The 19247-nt window shown below is 37.6% G+C and carries 10 protein-coding genes and 2 pseudogenes; 4 read left to right on the top strand and 8 right to left on the bottom strand.

The features are described 5' to 3' along the window. The first annotated feature begins 47 nt into the window (after positions 1–47). The 4 genes and pseudogenes from Q0Y70_RS01855 to Q0Y70_RS09900 all read left to right on the top strand — a co-directional run. Positions 48–1409 carry a conjugated bile salt MFS transporter gene (locus Q0Y70_RS01855; RefSeq protein WP_297815829.1) on the top strand — a complete coding sequence of 454 codons (1362 nt, stop codon included), beginning with the start codon at positions 48–50 and terminating at the stop codon, positions 1407–1409. A gap of 41 nt (positions 1410–1450) precedes the next feature. After that, entirely contained in the window at positions 1451–2815 is a 1365-nt protein-coding gene (locus Q0Y70_RS01850) for a conjugated bile salt MFS transporter (RefSeq protein ID WP_297815826.1), read from the top strand. A 2-nt stretch (positions 2816–2817) separates the two neighbouring features. Beyond that, a complete protein-coding gene (bsh, locus tag Q0Y70_RS01845; protein ID WP_297815823.1) occupies positions 2818–3768 on the top strand; it encodes a choloylglycine hydrolase in 951 nt (316 codons plus the stop codon). 72 nt (positions 3769–3840) lie between these two features. Next, a pseudogene (locus tag Q0Y70_RS09900) lies at positions 3841–3894 on the top strand (putative holin-like toxin); the annotation flags it as partial. 163 nt (positions 3895–4057) lie between these two features. On the opposite strand, the gene Q0Y70_RS01840 reads toward Q0Y70_RS09900, so the two are convergent. The 8 genes and pseudogenes from Q0Y70_RS01840 to Q0Y70_RS01805 all read right to left on the bottom strand — a co-directional run bounded on the left by Q0Y70_RS01840 (position 4058) and on the right by Q0Y70_RS01805 (position 19059). Beyond that, positions 4058–4972 carry a prolyl aminopeptidase gene (locus Q0Y70_RS01840; protein WP_297815820.1) on the bottom strand — a complete coding sequence of 305 codons (915 nt, stop codon included), beginning with the start codon at positions 4970–4972 and terminating at the stop codon, positions 4058–4060. Between the two features lie 24 nt (positions 4973–4996). Continuing rightward, positions 4997–5728, bottom strand: coding sequence for a bifunctional demethylmenaquinone methyltransferase/2-methoxy-6-polyprenyl-1,4-benzoquinol methylase UbiE (ubiE, locus tag Q0Y70_RS01835; RefSeq protein ID WP_297815817.1), 732 nt, complete (start codon positions 5726–5728; stop codon positions 4997–4999). A 234-nt stretch (positions 5729–5962) separates the two neighbouring features. Further along, positions 5963–7192, bottom strand: a complete 1230-nt coding sequence (locus Q0Y70_RS01830) for a YSIRK-type signal peptide-containing protein (protein WP_297815815.1) — start codon at positions 7190–7192, stop codon at positions 5963–5965. 197 nt (positions 7193–7389) lie between these two features. Then, entirely contained in the window at positions 7390–8754 is a 1365-nt protein-coding gene (gene brnQ, locus Q0Y70_RS01825) for a branched-chain amino acid transport system II carrier protein (protein ID WP_297815813.1), read from the bottom strand. A 375-nt stretch (positions 8755–9129) separates the two neighbouring features. Next, complete coding sequence (locus Q0Y70_RS01820; RefSeq protein ID WP_297815811.1) at positions 9130–9954, bottom strand: Rib/alpha-like domain-containing protein; 825 nt, start codon at positions 9952–9954, stop codon at positions 9130–9132. Between the two features lie 165 nt (positions 9955–10119). Next, entirely contained in the window at positions 10120–17652 is a 7533-nt protein-coding gene (locus Q0Y70_RS01815; protein ID WP_367270332.1) for a Rib/alpha-like domain-containing protein, read from the bottom strand. 17 nt (positions 17653–17669) lie between these two features. Continuing rightward, positions 17670–18392: pseudogene (locus tag Q0Y70_RS01810) on the bottom strand (amino acid ABC transporter ATP-binding protein). After that, the gene (locus Q0Y70_RS01805; RefSeq protein ID WP_297815805.1) at positions 18379–19059 is read right to left on the bottom strand and encodes an amino acid ABC transporter permease; all 681 of its coding nucleotides are present in this window, start codon (positions 19057–19059) and stop codon (positions 18379–18381) included. Before Q0Y70_RS01805 ends, Q0Y70_RS01810 begins: the two are co-directional and overlap by 14 nt. Positions 19060–19247: the final 188 nt, after the last annotated feature.

Here is a 19247-nt window from a genome sequence, read left to right as displayed (position 1 = left end):
AATAATATATTAATTACTATAGCCAAACTCAGGAAGAGGGAGAGAAAATGTCGGATGCTTTATCAAAAGATAGCAAGCCGAAAGTTGTTAGCAAGGGCTACAAATACTTTATGGTTTTCTTGTGTATGCTTACACAGGCAATCCCTTACGGAATTGCTCAATTAATTCAGCCATTATTTGTACACCCTATCGTTAATACTTTTCACTTTACGCTAGCTTCGTATACATTAATTTTTACCTTCGGTGCAGTAGTTGGTTCTATTGTTTCTCCATTTGTAGGAAAAGCTCTACAAAAAGTTAACTTTAGAATTCTCTACATCATAGGTATTGTCTTGTCAGCAGGAGCCTATGTAATTTTCGGAATTAGTACAGCACTGCCAGGCTTTTATTTAGCCGGGATTATCTGTATGGTAGGCTCAACGTTTTATTCAGGCCAAGGTGTTCCTTGGGTCATTAACCACTGGTTCCCATTTAAGGGACGTGGAGTTGCTTTAGGATTAGCCTTTTGTGGTGGTTCAATTGGTGATATTTTCTTACAACCACTAACTCAAAGTATTTTAAAGCACTTTATGACTGGGAATACTAAGACTGGTCACTTAACTTCAATGGCTCCATTCTTTATTTTTGCGGTTGCTTTATTAGTTATCGGCTTAATCATTGCTTGCTTTATTAGAGTTCCTAAGAAAGATGAAATACTTGCTTCTAAAAAAGAAGTCGAAGAAAACAAGCATGAAGCTGCTAAAAAGCAGGCTCATGAATTCCAGGGATGGAGTGGTCAACAAGTTCTAAAGATGAAGTGGTTCTGGATTTTTAGTATCGGTTTCCTAATCATTGGTCTCGGCTTAGCTTCACTTAATGAAGACTATGCAGCCTTTTTAGATACTAAATTATCCCTAACTCAAGTCGGATTAATTGGTTCTGTCTTCGGAATAGCCGGAATAATCGGCAATATTTCAGGTGGATACCTATTTGACAAATTCGGAACTGCTAAATCGATGGCTTATGCTGGAATTATGTTAGTGCTCTCAATTATTATGATGATCTTCATTAGCCTTCATCCATATGGCGCAAATGCAAACCTCATTGCTGGTATGGGCTGGGCAGTTACTAGTGGATTATCAGTATTTAGCTACATGTCAGGTCCTGCATTTATGGCAAAGAGTTTATTTGGTGCAAAAGCACAAGGTGTTAATTTAGGTTACATTAGTTTAGCTTACGCCATCGGTTTTGCCATCGGTGCTCCATTATTTGGTGTTATTAAAGGCGCAACAAGTTTCACAATTGCTTGGTGTTTCACCATCACCTTTGTAACTATTGGTTTCATTTTATTAATTATTGCAGCTGTCAGAATTAAGAAGATGCAAAAACAAATAGTTGCTAACAAACCAGGCATTGTGCTTGATAAATAAGTCTGTTACCCAATTTTTGTTATGAAAGAAGGATAAATAAAATGGCTAATAATTTGGCTAACCGAAAACCCGTTAGCAAAGGCTATAAGTATTTTATGGTATTTCTTTGTATGTTAACCCAAGCCATTCCTTATGGTATTGCTCAAAACATTCAACCTTTATTTATTCACCCATTAGTTAATACTTTCCATTTCACTTTAGCTTCTTACACCTTAATCTTTACTTTTGGTGCGATCGCAGCTTCAGTTGCTTCACCATTTATTGGTAAAGCTTTAGAAAAAGTAAACTTTAGAATCATGTATTTAATTGGTATTGCACTTTCTGCAATTGCCTACGTGATCTTTGGAATTAGTACAAAATTACCTGGATTTTATACAGCTGCCATCATTTGTATGATTGGTTCGACATTTTATTCAGGTCAAGGTGTTCCTTGGGTCATTAACCACTGGTTCCCATACAAAGGCCGTGGTGCTGCATTAGGAATCGCCTTTTGTGGTGGTTCAATCGGTAATATTTTCTTACAACCATTAACTCAAGGTATTTTAAAACACTTTATGACTGGTAACACAAAGACAGGGCACTTGCTTTCAATGGCTCCATTTTTCTACTTTGCTGCTGCTTTGGTCATCACCGGTATTATTATTGCCTGCTTCATTAGAACCCCTAAGAAAGGTGAAATTGTTGCTACTCAACAAGAAATTGAGGAAAGCAAAGCAGAAGCTAGTGCTAAAAAAGCTCATGAATTCCAAGGTTGGTCAAGTACTCAAGTACTCAAGATGAAATGGTTCTGGATCTTTAGTTTAGGTTTCCTGATTATTGGTTTAGGACTTGCTTCTTTAAACGAAGACTATGCGGCCTTTCTTGATACTAAATTATCTTTAACTGATGTTGGTTTAATTGGATCCATGTATGGTGTCGGATGCTTAGTTGGTAACGTATCTGGTGGTATCTTATTTGATAAATTTGGTACTGCTAAATCGATGGCTTATGCTGGTTGTATGTACGTTTTATCAATTGGCATGATGATCCTTATTAGCTTTCAGCCTTATGGAGCAAGTCAAAGTAAAGCAATTGGTATTGCCTATGCTATCTTTTGTGGATTAGCCGTATTTAGCTACATGTCAGGCCCTGCATTTATGGCAAAAGATTTGTTTGGTGCTAAAGATCAAGGTGTTATGTTAGGTTATGTTGGCTTAGCTTACGCCATCGGCTACGCAATCGGTGCTCCATTATTCGGTATCATCAAGGGTAAAGCCAGCTTTACAACTGCTTGGTGGTTCATGATGGCCTTTGTAATTATTGGATTTGTCTTATTAGTAATTGCTGTTGTGGCTATTAAGAAATATCAAAAGAAATATATTGCTGAGCAAGCTGCTAAAGCTGTAACAAATGCAAAGGAGAATTAACAATGTGTACAAGTTTAAGATTTACAGATGATGAAAATAATCTTTATTTCGGCCGTAACCTAGATGTTGGTGAAGATTATGGCGAAAAAGTAATGGTTGTTCCACGTAATTATTCATTACCATATAAATTTATGGATGACGCAAAAACTACCAAAGCTGTCATCGGAATGGGAATCATGATCAATAATTATCCATCATACTTTGATTGCTATAACGAAGACGGCCTAGGTATTGCTGGATTAAACTTCCCTCACTATGCTAAATTTAGCGATGGTCCTGTTGAAGGAAAAACAAACCTTGCTTCTTATGAGCTGATGCTTTGGGTAACTGAAAACTTTTCAACTGTTGCACAAGTTAAAAAAGCTCTCAAAGATGTCAACTTAGTTAGTGAAGCAGCTATTCCTGCTTATCCTGTCGCTCCACTTCACTGGATCATCAGCGATAAGGATGAAGCAATTGTCTTAGAAGTTTCTAAGCAATATGGGATGAAGATCTTTGAAGATAAGTTAGGTGTTTTAACTAACAGTCCTGACTTTAACTGGCAATTAACTAACTTAGGCAACTACACAGGTCTAACCCCACATGACGCAACTAAGCAAAGCTGGAATGGTCAAGAAATAGCTCCTTGGGGTGTAGGTACTGGTAGCTTAGGTTTACCAGGTGACAGCATCCCAGCTGACCGTTTTGTAAAAGCAGCCTACTTAAATGCTAACTATCCAACTGCTAAAGGCGAAACAGCTAATGTAGCAAAATTCTTCAATATCTTAAAGTCTGTTGCAATGGTAAAAGGTAGCGTAGTTAACAAAGATGGCGCTGATGAATACACAGTTTACACCGCTTGTTACTCAGCTAAGACTAAGACTTACTACTGCAACTTTGAAAATGATTTCGAATTGAAGAGCTATAGCTTCAATGACGAAAATACTAATAATTCTAAGGTAACAATTTATTAATTAAACGGAAATTATATTATTTGTATTCACTTAAAGACGCAAAAAGATCCTACTTGATATGAGGTAGGATCTTTTTTGTTCGGCATGTTTGTGTTAGCTCTACTAACCTACATCAACCGAAAATAAAAAAACACCGCTCTTTTTTATAACTTTGGGAGAAGTTAGAGAGTGGCGTTCTAGCTATTTTGTAATTTTACCCACCGCTCTTAAGGCGGCGTTGCAGGAGCCCTCGTGGTTCCTTTTTTTATACTTAAATTATATCACAGCTCACAATTTTACAAAATTAGAATTATTCACCCTTGAAGCTGCCATCTTCAACTTCACGAATAAAGTCAGCTAAGTGCTTGTAGTAAACATCAGGATTATCAACCATGTGGTGGTGGCCGCCATCTGGAGTGGTTACAAGACGTGAATTTGGAATTTCTTTTTGCATAATCTTAGCAGTAGAAATTGGCATAGTCTCATTTTCACCAAATGTAAGCAAAGTTGGAACTTTAATGTTCTTAAGTTGATCTCTGAAGTGCCAGTCCTTTAACTTACCAGTGATCACAAATTCGTTGTCACCTTGGAAAGCATTGTAAACTGCGCTACCACCAATATCTTTTAAGTGGTAAAGCTTAGATGGCTGACGACGGTCCACAAAGTTAATGTTCAAAATCTGAACGTCATCTTGGTAGCGTTGGTTGTCATAGTCATTATTTTTTTCGCATTCATGCATAAAGTCAATTTCAGTTTGAGGCAAAACTTCTTGACGGCGGCGGTTAACAGAATCTACGTATTCATCGATTTCGTCAACCATTGAAGAAATAATAGCACCTTTCAAGTGTTGACCATACTTAACAGCGTATTCTTGAACAAGCAAGCCGCCCCAGCTTTGGCCAATCAAATAAAAGTTATCCAAACCTAATTTTTCGCGAACTTCATCAACTTCATCTAAGAAATATTCATAAGTCAAATACTTCTTCGCAATTTCAGGATCAGAATAATCTGGTTGGTCCGAATAAAGAGAGCCTAATTGGTCGTACATGGTTACTTGAACGTCTAGACCTTGTTTTTTGAGCTGTTCTGCAGTATCTTCCCAATATTCATGATTGCCACCAGGGCCGCCATGAAGAGCCAATAAATGGATGTCACCATGACCTTGAGTATTGGTCCATAAGTGATAGCCATTATCTAAAGTAATAATTTTTGTACCAGTTTTCATAAAATACTCCTTTACTTAATGAACTTATTGCTTTCTATTATATTTGTTTTTAACTCCAATATGAATTGCACCTGCCCCAAGATTTAATTTTGTTACTGTAACATCTTGATAGCCGGCTTTTTCAAACATCTCTTTTAGCTTAGTTGCAGAAACAAATTTTCCTGTCGTCTGAGACAAATATTGATAGTCACTTACATTTGAGTGTAGTAACTTAGCAAACTTCGGAAAGAGCTTAAAATAAGCTTTCCAGCCCACTTTAACGATAGGATTCGTTGGCTGGGAGGTCTCAAGAACCGCAAATTTTCCGCCAGGCTTTAAAACACGATAAACCTCACGCAGAACTTGATTTGCATCAGGAACATTACGTAGTCCAAAACCAATTGTCACAATATCAAAACTGCTGTCTTCATAAGGCAAGTTCATTGCATCCGCTTGGCGCAACTGGATTTCTTTTTCAGCACCAGCAGTCAAAACCTTATCATAAGCCAGTCTTAACATATCTTCGTTAAAATCAAGCCCAACCACATTTCCAGACGGACCTACCTGTTTTGCCAAAGCGATTGTTAAATCACCAGTGCCGCAACATAGATCAAGACAAAAATCACCGGGCTTAACCTGCAATTTTTTAAATAGTTTTTTGCGCCACAAACGTTGGGTACCTAGGCTAATCAAATCATTCATTTTATCGTAATTTGGTGCTACACGACTAAAAAGATCATGAACATCTTTTTCTGGAACTTTATTAGTTAAAGTCATCTGTAAAATCTCCTACAAAAAAAGACACGATCCATAAATAATATGAACCATGCCTTTATCGATTAAGCACCTAGAAAGTCAACTATTCTAGAAAGATAGTCAAACAATCTCCCCTTGCGACCCCGACTTGCATAAGCACTAACAAGCCCGAACCGCAAGGATAGTGCACCTTGTAACTCTATATTCATCTATGTATTATAGTACGATTAGTACTGTAATTAAAGAGGTTTTACGTTATTTATTAAACTTTTTCTTACTTCCTCCAATGACTGCAAATGAAGCTAAGCCAGTTAAGCCGACACCTGCTAAAGCGATGATAGCTGCTGCTTGTTTAGAACCAGTTTGTGGTAATTCATCTGGAGTTTGAGCTTTAGGAGCAACTGTTTTAGCGGCTGCTTTTTTATGACTGCTACTTGCAATTAAGGTTGAAGCTTTAACTTTTGGTGCAGGCGTAGTTTCAACCCATTCATTAGAATCAGGTGTTTCATTTGCATGAGGTGCTACAGTTTCAATTTCCGGATCAGTTGGAGTATTTTGATTCAATGGTTGTGGGGATGGAATATCATTATTAGTATTCGGTGTAGAGTCAGGTTGTGGTACTGGTGTGTCTGGAACATCAGGTATGTGATTTTGAATCTGTGTTAAATCAAACTTTGGCAAATCCATTGTTAATGGAATGCCGGTTTCACTTTTCTTCAGCTTATTAAGATCATATTTTGGCAAATCCATTGTTAATGGAATACCGGTTTCGCTTTTCTTCAGCTTATTAAGGTCATATTTTGGCAAATCCATTGTTAACGGAATGCCGGTTTTCTTTTTATTTTTTTGATAATGGATATAGTACAAGTGAGGAATACTAATTGCCCGAGCATAGGTTACATCCTTGCCTGAAATAGAAGTTGTAACACTTGCGTCCATCGAACTGATAGAACGATAGCCATTAATTTGGGGAATAGCAACAATATCATAGTGCATATTTTCACCAGGATCTATCACAACTTCTTTTCCATCTTGCCAAAAAGACTTGTGATTAGAAAATGTTGGCTTTTGAGCTAGTTCCCAAGTATTGTTGCTGTATAAATTTGATGCATTAGGTGCAACTTTTTGATAGCCACTATTTTCAAGTTCGCTAACTACACTAGCACGCTCTTCATCGCTTAGATCATCAGGCAAGACGACATTGATATATCTAGCAACGCTACCACCAATTTCATTTGGTTTTACACCAGCTACTTTAGATTGAGGAGCTGGTGTTTTAACTTTGAGTTGCGTCTGTTCAACTTGCTTTTGGGTTTGAACTTGTTTTAAAGAAGCTGCATCATTTTTATCAGACTGCTTGTTATCATTATTTACATCAGCATGAACTTTGTTTGAATTCGTAGTCATAAAGGACATCCCGATTAAAACTGAGGCTGCTCCGATACTTAATTTTCTAATTGAAAAATGTTGCTTATGTTCTGACATTTTTGACACACTTTCTAGAATCTATATCTTTATTTTTTAATGCTTATCGATTAATTAGGTCTTCCTTATCTCTTTCAATTATAATAATAACACTTGTAATTTTATTTTAAAGAGTGATTGATGTTATTTAACTGATATTTTTTCACCTATTCTCTCAAAATAAAAAAGCACCCACGAATGAGTGCTAATTTAGCTTATTAAATTCTTTCTGTCTTACGGCGCCAAAGGTGTAAGATCACACCTAAAAATACTCCAAATAATGCTGGTACAAGCCAAGATAAACCGACATTAGCTAATGGTAAGTAAGCTAGGCGCCATTTAGCTAAACCGACCACAAAACTTGTTGAAGCAATTGGCTGAGGTAAATTAATCAGTAAGTCAAAGATTGCTGGAATCAAAGTCAAAACCATCGTGATCTTATAAACTACATGATCGCTCTTAAATAATGGTGAAAATACCGATAAAACAATTAGCACCATTGCTAGTGGATATAAGAACATCAATACTGGCAAGGACCATTTAATAATTTGTTCTAATCCTAAGTTAGCAGTTGCAAGGGAAGCTAAACATGAAATAGCAAGCCATGCTCTGTAGCTTAGCTTTGGAAAATGTGCGTGGAAATCTTGTGCAAATGCGGCAACTAGTCCTACTGCAGTAGTCAAACACGTTAAAACTATTAAAACAGCTAACAAAGCCTGACCCAAAATTCCGGCATAGTAAGTAACAATCTGTGAGAAAGCAACCCCACCATCGGCAGAAATCTTAAAGTGACCTAGTGACATCGCACCAATCACGATTAATAAACAATAAATCACACCAATTGCCGCTACCGCAATCATCCCTGACTTAGCAGTAACTTTAGCAGTCTGACTTTCATCATTATTGACCATCGCCTTAATTGCGGTAACCACCGTAACACCAAAGGCAAGTCCTGCTAAGGCGTCCATCGTGTTATAACCTTCTAAGAAGCCGTTAATCAAAGCACCATGGACATATTCTTGTGTTACGTGCGCTGCTGAAGGATTTCCTAAAGGACGTGCAAAAGCAATTACAAAGACCACAAATAAAAGAACTAAGAAAATCGGGTTCAAAATCTTACCTAATGAAGACAAGATATCACTTTGGTTGTAAGAAATTGCAAATACAATTGCAAAAAAGATGATAGTAAAAATCGTCAGCCCAATACCTTGTAAATGTTTAGGAAGAAGTGGCGCTACACCGACTGTGTAAGAAACGGTGGCCGTTCTTGGCGTTCCAAATAAAGGCCCAATTGTTAAGTGAATGAGCGTCATAAAGACGATCGCAAAGGCGCTGCCTACTGGTAATCCAACCTGATAAACTCCATCACTTCGAGTAATAGCAACTGCTAATAATGACAAAAGTGGCAAAACAACCCCTGTCACTAAAAATCCAGTCGCAGCTGCTGGCCAATTACTTCCAGCTAGCTGACCTAAATGAAGTGGAAAAATTAAGTTTCCTGCCCCAAAGAACAAGGCAAAAATCATTGAAGCAACTACTAAGTATTGTTTAGTAGATAATTTTTTAGGTTTAGAATTCTTCAAACTCGTCTCTCCTCAAAATTTTATTTTTTAGTATTTTATCAGAAAAACCGCGAAGATGATAGGTTCTCAAACGTTTACATCGAAAAAAACTTGAGAATACAAATAAAGGGAGCCTGTTTTTCAGAACTCCCTTTATAAGGTTGACTTTTGGGCCCATTTTTTATCACGGGCCCGCTATTATAAGCTATATAGAGATATTTATCCTCAGTTCAGTAATCATCTTACCACGATACCTCCTGATTGTTAATATACAAACCAGCATATTTTTGCTCAACCACAGCTTTTATCAGCAATTATCATTATACAAAAAGAGCGACTGTAGCAAATTTTTGCATACTACAATCGCTCTTTATCTTGTTAAATACAGTTTATTAATTATTTTTTACGTTTAACTCTTCCCGCTAAGCCAATTAGCATTCCCGCACTAACGACCGCTACACCAACAAATGACAGAGAATTATCACTTGCGCCAGTTTGCGGCAATTGATCGCGCCCATCATTTCTATCAACTAAGCTCGTGTCGGCCGCAGTTTCATTTGAAGGATTGCCACTGTGATATTGACTAGTCTGAGTAAGCTGATTAGCGCTTTGAGCATGAACGCCAACATAAAATGGGACATCAATATCTAAGTAACTGTCATCAAAGAAAGTTACGCGAACTTGTCCGCTTTGAGCACCGGTTTGTGCCAAATTAGGCGTCTTAACCCACTGATAAGTGGTGTTATGGGGCATTTGATCAGCATTTTCAATAACGCTCCTTGCGCTTGGTAAGGTGCCATTTTGCTTAATTTCAACTGTCTTAGCCACGGGATAAACCAAATCATCTGTGTTATCACTGCTTTGATCAATTGAACTGCTATCATCACTATCATCAGCTGGCTGGTTATTATCGGCGCTCACAGCAGATGTAGCTGAATTTTGGTCAGTACCATCTTTAGCTTCTAAGTTCGTCTTATCAGCATTATTTGATGAATCTGAAGTCTGATCAGGCTGCTTCACATCTAAAGTTTGCTGGTTATTTTGAGAGTCTTGGTTACTATCTTGCTTACTTTCTTCATTATTAGCAGGCAATGTATCGGCTTTTACTTGCGAGTTATCATTCATCCCCATGAATAATAAACCAATTACTGCACCCGCTGCTGTGAAAGAGATTTTCCTGATTGTATGAGATTCTTTCTTGAAATTATTTTTAGCTAACATCTATTTGACACTTTCTTAAATTTGGTGAGTATACATCTACTATAGCATTATTTTTATAGTTTCATAAAACCAAGCTCATAAAAAAGCAGGAGAGCAATTCAGCCCTTCTGCTTTTTCATTATTTGTTGGAATTTGGAAAAATGTAAATGTTATCAAAAATATCTATTACTTGTCCCTACGCTTCTTACCAGCACCTAATCCAAGCAAGCTACCTACAGCAGCGATTGCTAAACCGAGGATACCGGCAGCGTTTTGATCAGCACCAGTTTGTGGAAGAGTCTTCTTGTCATTAGCAGAAACATTCTTCTTACCAGTTTCTGACTTAGCGAAGTTAGTTTCTTGACGATTGCCAGAAACTTCACTTTGACCGCCATTGCCAGTATTATTATTTCCAGTGTTGCCGTTGTGGTCGCCAGTGTTGTTGTCGCCGGAATCATCGTTGCCATCAACAATCACAGTTACTGGTACTTCAACAGTTTCTCCATTAGGGAAGGTAACAATAATTACTGCTGGGTGAGAGCCTGGGGTAGTTACATCTGGTTGATCTTTCCAAGTGTACTTAGTACCATCTGGCATGTCATCCTTATTCTTGATACCTTCTGATGGATCTGGAGTTTGACCTGGCTTAGTGTGAATGTCTTGGCCTTCTGGAATTGGGTTAGTAACAACAACATTAACTGGAACAGTTTCACTTGAGCCATCTGGGTAGTGAACAACAATTACTGCTGGGACAGTTCCTGGTTTAGATACATCTGGAGTCTTTTCCCAAGTGTAAGTAGTGCCTGAAGGTAAATCACCTTTGTTAGCAATACCTTGTGATGGATCTGGCACATGACCAACAGTTGTGTGAACATCTTTACCTTGTGGGTTGTAAGTATCTGCATCTGTTGGGTTACCTGGAGTTGGAGTTACTGGGTTAGTTACGTGTACTGTTACTGGTACTTCGTCTTTTGAACCATCTGGATAAGTTACGATAACTACAGCTGGCTTGTCACCTGGGGTAGTTACATCTGGTGTGTCTTTCCAAGTGTACTTAGTGCCATCTGGTAAGTTGCCCTTGTTCTTGATGCCTTCTGCTGGATCTGGTACAACGCCAGTCTTTGTGTTGACATCTTGGCCTTCTGGAGCTACTGGAGCGTAAGTAATATCAACAGTGACATTCTTAGTTTCTGCAGTAATGTCATTCTTAGCATCAACCTTAGCTGGACTTGCAGTGTAACCCTTAACTGTTGGTGCAGTAAATTCTGCCCAACTACCAGTTGTTGCGTTCAAGTCACCTGCTACATGCCATACAGTGTTATAAGTAGTCTCGCCAGTTACAGGATCTATGTAGCCACTATTACCATCATTATCTTCATTAGTGAAGTGAACAGTTTGGTAGTGATTTTCTGGATGTTGACCTGGTTCGTGAACAACGATAGTACGAGTTACGTACTTATTCATGTCATCGTTTACGCCATCTTTACCAGGTTTGTATGGTACTGGAGTTGAGCCTTGTTTTACATAAGTAATATGAACAGCTGCACCATTTGCTGGTTGACCATCTTTAAGAGCTGATACTGCTGGAACTTCAGTTGCCTTAGCACCGTTAACATATGAGTCGTAACCCTTAATTTGTGGAGCATTTTCAGAAGCAAATTCTGCCTTGCCACCTTCAACGAACTTGTTGTTTTCAATCTTACCAACTTGCCAGTCGCCAGTACCAGTTACTTCACCAGTTACCAAGTCTTCAATACCGTTACGTCCGAAGTCAACGTATTGAGTATCAATCTTAGTTTCAGCTTCACCTGGTTTAGTTTGGTAAATGTCACGACTTACAGTAGTGAACATATCCTTGTACTTAGGATCCTTTGGATCAACGCCTGGATCAGTTGGAGTGATGTTCTTAGTTTCGTGTTCAACAAGAACTACGATATTAGCAGGAGTCTTAGTCTTAATAGTTTCAGCTGCTGGGTAAGTGTAGCTAGTAGCAATCTTCCAGTTAGTTGGAACATTAGCATCAATCTTAGTCTTCAATTCATTAGCAGTTACAGTCGCTGAAGTTTGAGAAGTAAATGTTCCTGTGATTACATCTTTAGCTGTACCAATTGTATTGCCATTTTTATCTTGGTAAACAATGCTTTGCTTGAAGTTTTCTTCAGTTGGAGTTTCTGAACCAGACTTCTTGTAAGTTACAGTAACAGTTGCGCCATTTTGTGGAGTACCGTCTTTTTCAACTACTTGAGCTGGTGGAACTTCAGTTGCCTTTACACCGTCAACATATGAATCGTAACCTGAGATTTGTTGTACAGCTGCAGAAGGAAATTCTGCTTTGCCGCTCTTAACATGCCATGGATTCCAAGTAGGCTTACCAGTTAATGGATCTGTGTATCCTGCAACGCCGTTAACATCACGTGTATATTCAATGGTTTGTGGTACTGACGCAATTGCTTCATGACCTGCTGGTACGTCGTAGTTAATAGTACGAGTTACTGACATATCATCTCTTGCTGGATCATATGGAAGTGGAGTTGAGCCTTGTTTTACATAAGTAATGGTATCAGTAATGTTAGTAGAATCTGGATTTACTGTTACCGGTGCTACTTCAGTGGACTTAGTACCATTTACGTAACTGTCGTAGCCCTTAACTTGAGGTACTGAGTAAGATCCAATTTCATAAGTAGTTACATTATTTACTACCTTAGATCCCTTTGGCCCTTCCCATGCATTCCAAGCAGTCTTATTAGTTACTAAGTCTTTAACTCCAGTACGTTGGAATGGAACAGTAACAGTTCTAACAGTAATCTTATCAGCTTCAGTCTTACCTGCTGGAATTTCGTAAATAGTTTGAGTTACTTCACGGTAAGTATCGTGATTGTTCTTATCTACTGGAACATTCTGGGTTCCGTGTTCAACCTTGTAAGTTACAGGTTGTGGATCATTTGAACCAAATGTGTATGAACTTACAATTTCTTGACCTGGAACTAATTTCCAGTTAGTTGGAACGTGACCTTCTACATCAACGTTTACTTGTTCACCAGTCTTACCAGGTACATCGTAAGCATTACCAACTTGTTGACCAGTTTGAGAATCAACATAAGTGATTACCAAAGTATGTTCGCTAGCAGTGTAGCTTACATTAACAACTTCATTTTGTGATTCTGGAGTAATTTTATCTGAAGCTGGAACATATTGCTTGCCGTCAGTGGTTTCAATAGTGGCACCAGTTGCAGTAGCAGTGTAACCAGGTTTAGTTACTTCAAAGCGTGGGAAGTTAGTTACTTCTTGGCCATCACTGTTCTTAGCAGCTACCCAGTCAGTATAAGTTACTTGTTGGCCTTCTGGTTTAGCTAAGTTAGTAATCTTAGCACGGCTGTAAATTACGTGTTGAACAACTGGACTAGCTTGTCCTTCAACATTAATTGTCCGAGTAATATCACGGTAAATATCGTGATTATCCTTGTTATCTACACCTTGATCAACCTTGATTACGTTAACTGCAACTGGAACATCAAGATAGCTTCCGTCTGTAAAGTGAATACGAACTTCTGCTGGAGCTTTAGCATTAGCAGTTTCAAGACTTGGTAAAGTTTGCCATTCAACTGTAGAAATAGTTGAGTTATGTGCTGCAGTTAAATCGCTAGTATTCAAGAGTTTTGCAGCATCTCCTAAAGCAGCCTTCAAGTCAGTAGTATCGGAGTTAACACTTGGAATAGTTCCGTTAGCTTCTGCACCATAAATGTAAACTGATGGGAATGGGTAAGTTGATACTGGACCATTTCCATAAATTGGCCAATCTACGTTTGAAGTGTCAACAACAGCTGAATACTTAGGATAACCGAATTGATTATTAAGCCAGTTAGTGTATTCGATTGTCTTAGTACCACCATTAGCTTCGGTTGCTAAACTTGATGGTTGACCATTACCCTTGATTTCGCCCAATGCATTATTGAACAAAGGAGTACCATCAGCAGTCCAACTAATCTTAATGTCACTAACATTAATGCTTTGTTGAGCATTGACAGTTACACCGGCTGGATTATCACCAGTTTGAGTAAGAACATAAGCAGTCTTATCGTCGTTCAAAGTGTAAATATATGGCTTGCTGTAGTTTTGACCACCTTGGTAATAGCTTAACTTAAAGCTTTCAATTACTGGGGCGCCAATAATATTCTTATCAGAAGTCTTATGAGTTACAACATCATTAGCGTGAAGGCTGAATACATGACCCTTATCATCGATAACTGTAATATCGCCTTGTCCGTTTACAGCTACAGGGATAGTTACAGTTTCTTTAGTACCATCTGGATAAGTTACAGTTGCAGTACCAGTAGTTGCACCTGGTTTAGTAGTATCAGGCTTAGTTACCCAAGTTGCACCTGATGGGTAGCCATCAACTGGAGTAGTACCGCCATTGTTCAAGTTGGCAATACCTTCACTAGCAGCTGGATCGCCACCAACAGTAGTAGTGATTGGTTTAACTTCTGGCTTAGCGTCAACGATCACATTAACTGGAACATTATCCTTTGAACCATCTGGGTAAGTTACTACGACTACAGCTGGCTTCTTACCTGGAGTAGTTGTATCTGGAGTAGTTTCCCAAGTGTACTTAGTACCATCTGGCAAGTCAGTCTTATTCTTAATACCTTCTGGAGCTTCTGGAGTTTCGCCTACTTTAGTTGAAACATCTTGACCTTGTGGAGTGTGTGTATCAGCATCAGTCACAATATCAAGTGAACTTGCAGGAACATCAACGTTCAAGTAAGTTGGGTTACCATTAGCATCTTTATCAGTAAAGGTAATCTTGATTACGCCGCCTTGACCCTTTGCATCAGGCTTAGTTGCCCAAGTAGTAGAAGCAATTTCATCGGTTGGGATGTTGTTATCTACTAATTGACTAAATTGTTCGCTAGTTAAGTCAGAACCAAGATCTACCTTAACTGGAGTAGCTACATTCTTAGCACCTGCACCATTTGCAATAATGTCAAATGGCTTAGTAGTTACAGTGCCATTCTTAGAACCAAGAAGATCTTGTGCAGCAGTATTATTAGTAAGATCTACCTTAATAGTGTTGTTTTGAATTAGCTTACCTTTAGCAGTAGCAGTGTCTACATTAGTATTTGGAGTAGTAGTCCAAGATACATTTGAAGGATCAACTGTAATGTCAGTTGGGGTAGTTACTAATTTACCATCAACAAGCTTGTAACCTTGAACACTAGTTACAGCATTTGCAGGGTTAAGAACTTGTGAATTGTCAGTAGTTTCGTGAGCGTTAAGCTTTGAAGAATCAACGCTAACAACTACAGCACCGTTATCGCCCCAAATTACTGTTTGACCAGTCTTAGTTACAACAACTGGAACAGTAGTGTTGTCGTTGCTCTTATCTGGGTAAGTTACAGTTACTGGAACATTGTAAGCACCTGGAGTTACATCAGTACCTGGTGCTACAGTTACAGTACCAGTTGATGGATCAATAGTAGCCCAGTCTGGAGTACCTTCATCAGTTGTAAACTTGGTGCCATCTGGAACTGTAGCGCTCTTGCCATCAGTACCAGTGAAGGTTGGATCATCAGTAGCAGTCTTACCTTGTTCAACATTTACTGGATTATATGATGGAGTATAAGTATCTGCCATTGGTGCAGTAATATTCAATGGAATATTAGCAAAGTCAACGCTGCCATCTGTATAAGTTACTTTAGCCCAAGCTGAAGTATCAGTAGTCTTAAGATTACCAGTTGGGTTAGTTGGTGCTTCTTGGCCACTCATCAATTCACTCCATTGAGTTGCATCAGTAGCTGCATCGTACCAAGTTACAGATTTAATAGGTGAAAGATCATTAGTTACAGTACCATCACTAGTACGTAAACCAGAAATACCATCCTTAGCAGTTAAATCATTTAAAGTTTGCTTAGTATTACCATCAATGGTCTTAACTACTGGTTGATATTGATCAGAATCAGTTGGCTTTGCAACTTCTGCCAAAGAAGTACCCATCGAAACTCTTTGTGGAGTCCACCAGTTGAAGTTATTCAAGAGCCGGTTTAAGTATGGAGTTTCATATTTTACACCGTCAGCTGGTTGTCCTTGAGTAACCGTTCCATCAATAAATTGATAACTATTAAGTCCAGCTTGGTTTTGAGCAAGATTTACTTGACCGTTTGAGTGTAAAAACTTAATCTCACCATTCTTATTTTGTCCTCGAGCGTTCCCAGCTTGAGTAAAGCCAGAAATAGCGTTATCACCCCAGTTGTTCTGAGTTTGAATATTTTTGAGATACCAGTAATCAGATGCACCTGTTCCTTTATTTCCTTCGTCCCATTGAGCAAATGGCAATTTACCACCCGCACTAGAAACAGTTACATTATTATTTTGATTTTCAAGACGAAGTAAAGTACCTGTTTGGTTTCCTGTACGTTGGAAGTTTACATACTTAGGATTGGTAATAGTAACATGGTTATAACTATTATTTGTACCAGTTCCACCGCCCCACATAGTTACCAATCCATATTTAGGGGTATTAGTGAAGAACCCTTTCGTAGCCGATTGAGATTGTTGAGCACTATCTTGTAAGTCAAGCGTAGCACCTTCATGAACATTCAAATCCCACTTAGCACCTAAACCACTACCTGAACCAAATGAGATTAATGGTGTAGTAGATTGATTATTATCACCAGTACGAACAATTGTTAACTTACCTTGATTATCTAAAACATTGGAATCAGCATTAGTAATATTAGCAGCAAAACCAACACCTAATGAAATAGGAGCAAAGTGATAACCATCATAATTAGTTACACCATTGGCACCACTACCATCATTACTTTGTTTAGTATTAATATTAACAACGCCAGTTTTACCAATGTTTAAGTTACCAGCCCAAATAGCCATTGAGTGACCATCAGCCATGTTAGCAATTAAGTTACCATCTACTTGAACAGTACCAGTAATAGCGCTGTTGACAAGCATCCCTTTAACATCTTTAGATTGACCATTTAAGGTTACGGTTGCACCTTGTTGAATATCAATTGCTGGAGCAGTATCATTTGTTTCATCTTCAACTTTGGCCCGCAAAATGTTGCCACCAGAGTTTTGATCGTTGTTGGTTTTCGCACTGCTTACGTTAATGACGGTATTAGTACCTTGGGCAAAAATAATGTGTGATGCTGATACAGCACTTGAATAGTTATAAAGCTGATTTCCCTTAACGTTTACGGCCTCACAAGTAATGTTGTTATTACCCTTAAAGGTTACCGTAGTGTATGGGTTATCAGTGGTTTGTTGCGCCATTGTAGTGTTGTAGAAGGCACCATTTTTAACATCGGCAGTTACGTTTTCAAATGTAACTTTGTTGTTAGTTAAAAGATCAGTCCTTATGTCGTCTCCACCCATATAAATTGGGCTAAACGCACCACCAAGAGTAGACCATGAATTATCATAGCCATCAGCATTAATAGTTAAATTCTTGAAAGCAATGTCCCAAGGATTACTATTCTTTTGATTATTAGTATCAAAGCTCAGATAATTAGCTCCAAAATTAATAGCGTGACCTTGACCATCAATATCTAATCCTCCAGAAATATTAGAACCAGTTAAGTTCATCTTTCCAGAGTTAACTAGTGGTTGTGGACGATTAATGCCGTTAACATTTGTACCCTTATTAGCGACAGTAATATCACTAGTTAATTTAATTGTACCGATATTAGAGTCGTTTAAATCAATAAAAAATACTATAAATTCTATAAAACCTTTGATAAGAAATCTATTGTTCTTGGATTTTTAGGATTTGTAAATATTTCTTCAGGACTTCCTTCTTCCACAATACCTCCATTATCCATAAATAAAATTCTATCTCCAACTTCTCTTGCAAAGCCCATTTCATGAGTAACAACTACCATCGTCATTCCTTCCTTTGCAAGATCATTCATAACACTTAAAACTTCTCCAACCATTTCTGGGTCTAATGCAGAAGTTGGTTCATCAAATAACATAACATCTGGTTCCATAGCTAATGCCCTTGCTATTGCAATCCTTTGTTTTTGACCACCTGAAAGTGATGAAGGATATGCCTCGGCTTTATCAGCTAAACCAACCCTATTTAAAAGTTCCATTGCCTTTTTTTATGCTTCTTGCTTGCTAAGCCCCTTAACTTTAATAGGAGCTATTGTTAAGTTTTGTAATACAGTTTTATGTGGAAAAAGATTAAACTGCTGAAAAACCATTCCCATCTTTTCTCTAATTTTATTTATATCTGTTCCCTTGTCAGTAATATCATTACCTTCAAATACTATTTTGCCTGATGTAGGACTTTCTAATAAATTTAAACATCTTAAAAAAGTACTCTTACCAGAACCCGATGGCCCTATAACAACTACAACCTCACCTTTTTCTATATGCTCGTCTATTCCTTTTAAAACATTATTTTTTCCAAAGCTTTTATGAAGATTACTAACGCGAATCACTTTTTTTCATTCTCCTTTCTATAAGAGATATAATTCTACCTAACGTAAATGTAATAATAAAATAAAATCCTGCAGCCACTATATAAGGCTCTAATCCTCTATAAGTCGAACCTACTACAACCTTTGATGCAAACATCAATTCATTAACACCAATTATTGAAGCCATTGATGACTCTTTAATTATAGCAACAAATTCATTACCTATTGCAGGTAATATATTTTTAATCGCTTGTGGTATTACAATTAATCTCATTGCTGTACCCTTTTTCATTCCTAAACTTCTTGCAGCTTCCATTTGTCCCTTATCAACTGCTTCTATACCTGCTCTTACTATTTCAGATACATATGCTGCTGAGTTTAATGCAATTGCTATTACAGCTGATGTAAATGGACTTAAATCTATCCCAAAAAACATTTTAGAACCAGCATACATAATTAATATTTGTAATAACATTGGTGTTCCTCTAATAATTTCAATATAAATTACAGCAATTATTTTTAAAGGCTTCACCTTCCAAATATGAAAATTTGAACTTTTCATAAAAAACAATAAGGAACCAAATAATGCTCCAAAAAGTACCGTAATTAAAGAAATTAATAACGTATACTTAACACCTTCTAAAGAATAAGGTATATATGGTGGTACAAAACTAAAATCAAAATTCACTTTATTATCCCCCTAATTTTTTCTTATAAAATTTACTATTTAGCAGAGCTTGCCCCACAGCTCTGCTATAACTAAATTTTATTTTTAAAGTATTTTAATAATTTTTAAAATTTATAAAAATCTTACAATTAAATACTATTCCTCTATATTAACACTTGCTGCTAATTCATTAGCTTTTAATATATAAT

It is taken from the genome of uncultured Lactobacillus sp., from assembly GCF_947367085.1.
Classification (GTDB): Bacteria; Bacillota; Bacilli; order Lactobacillales; family Lactobacillaceae; genus Lactobacillus.
The sequence above is the reverse complement of the archived record's forward strand: the minus strand, read 5'-3'. Positions and strand labels throughout refer to the sequence as shown.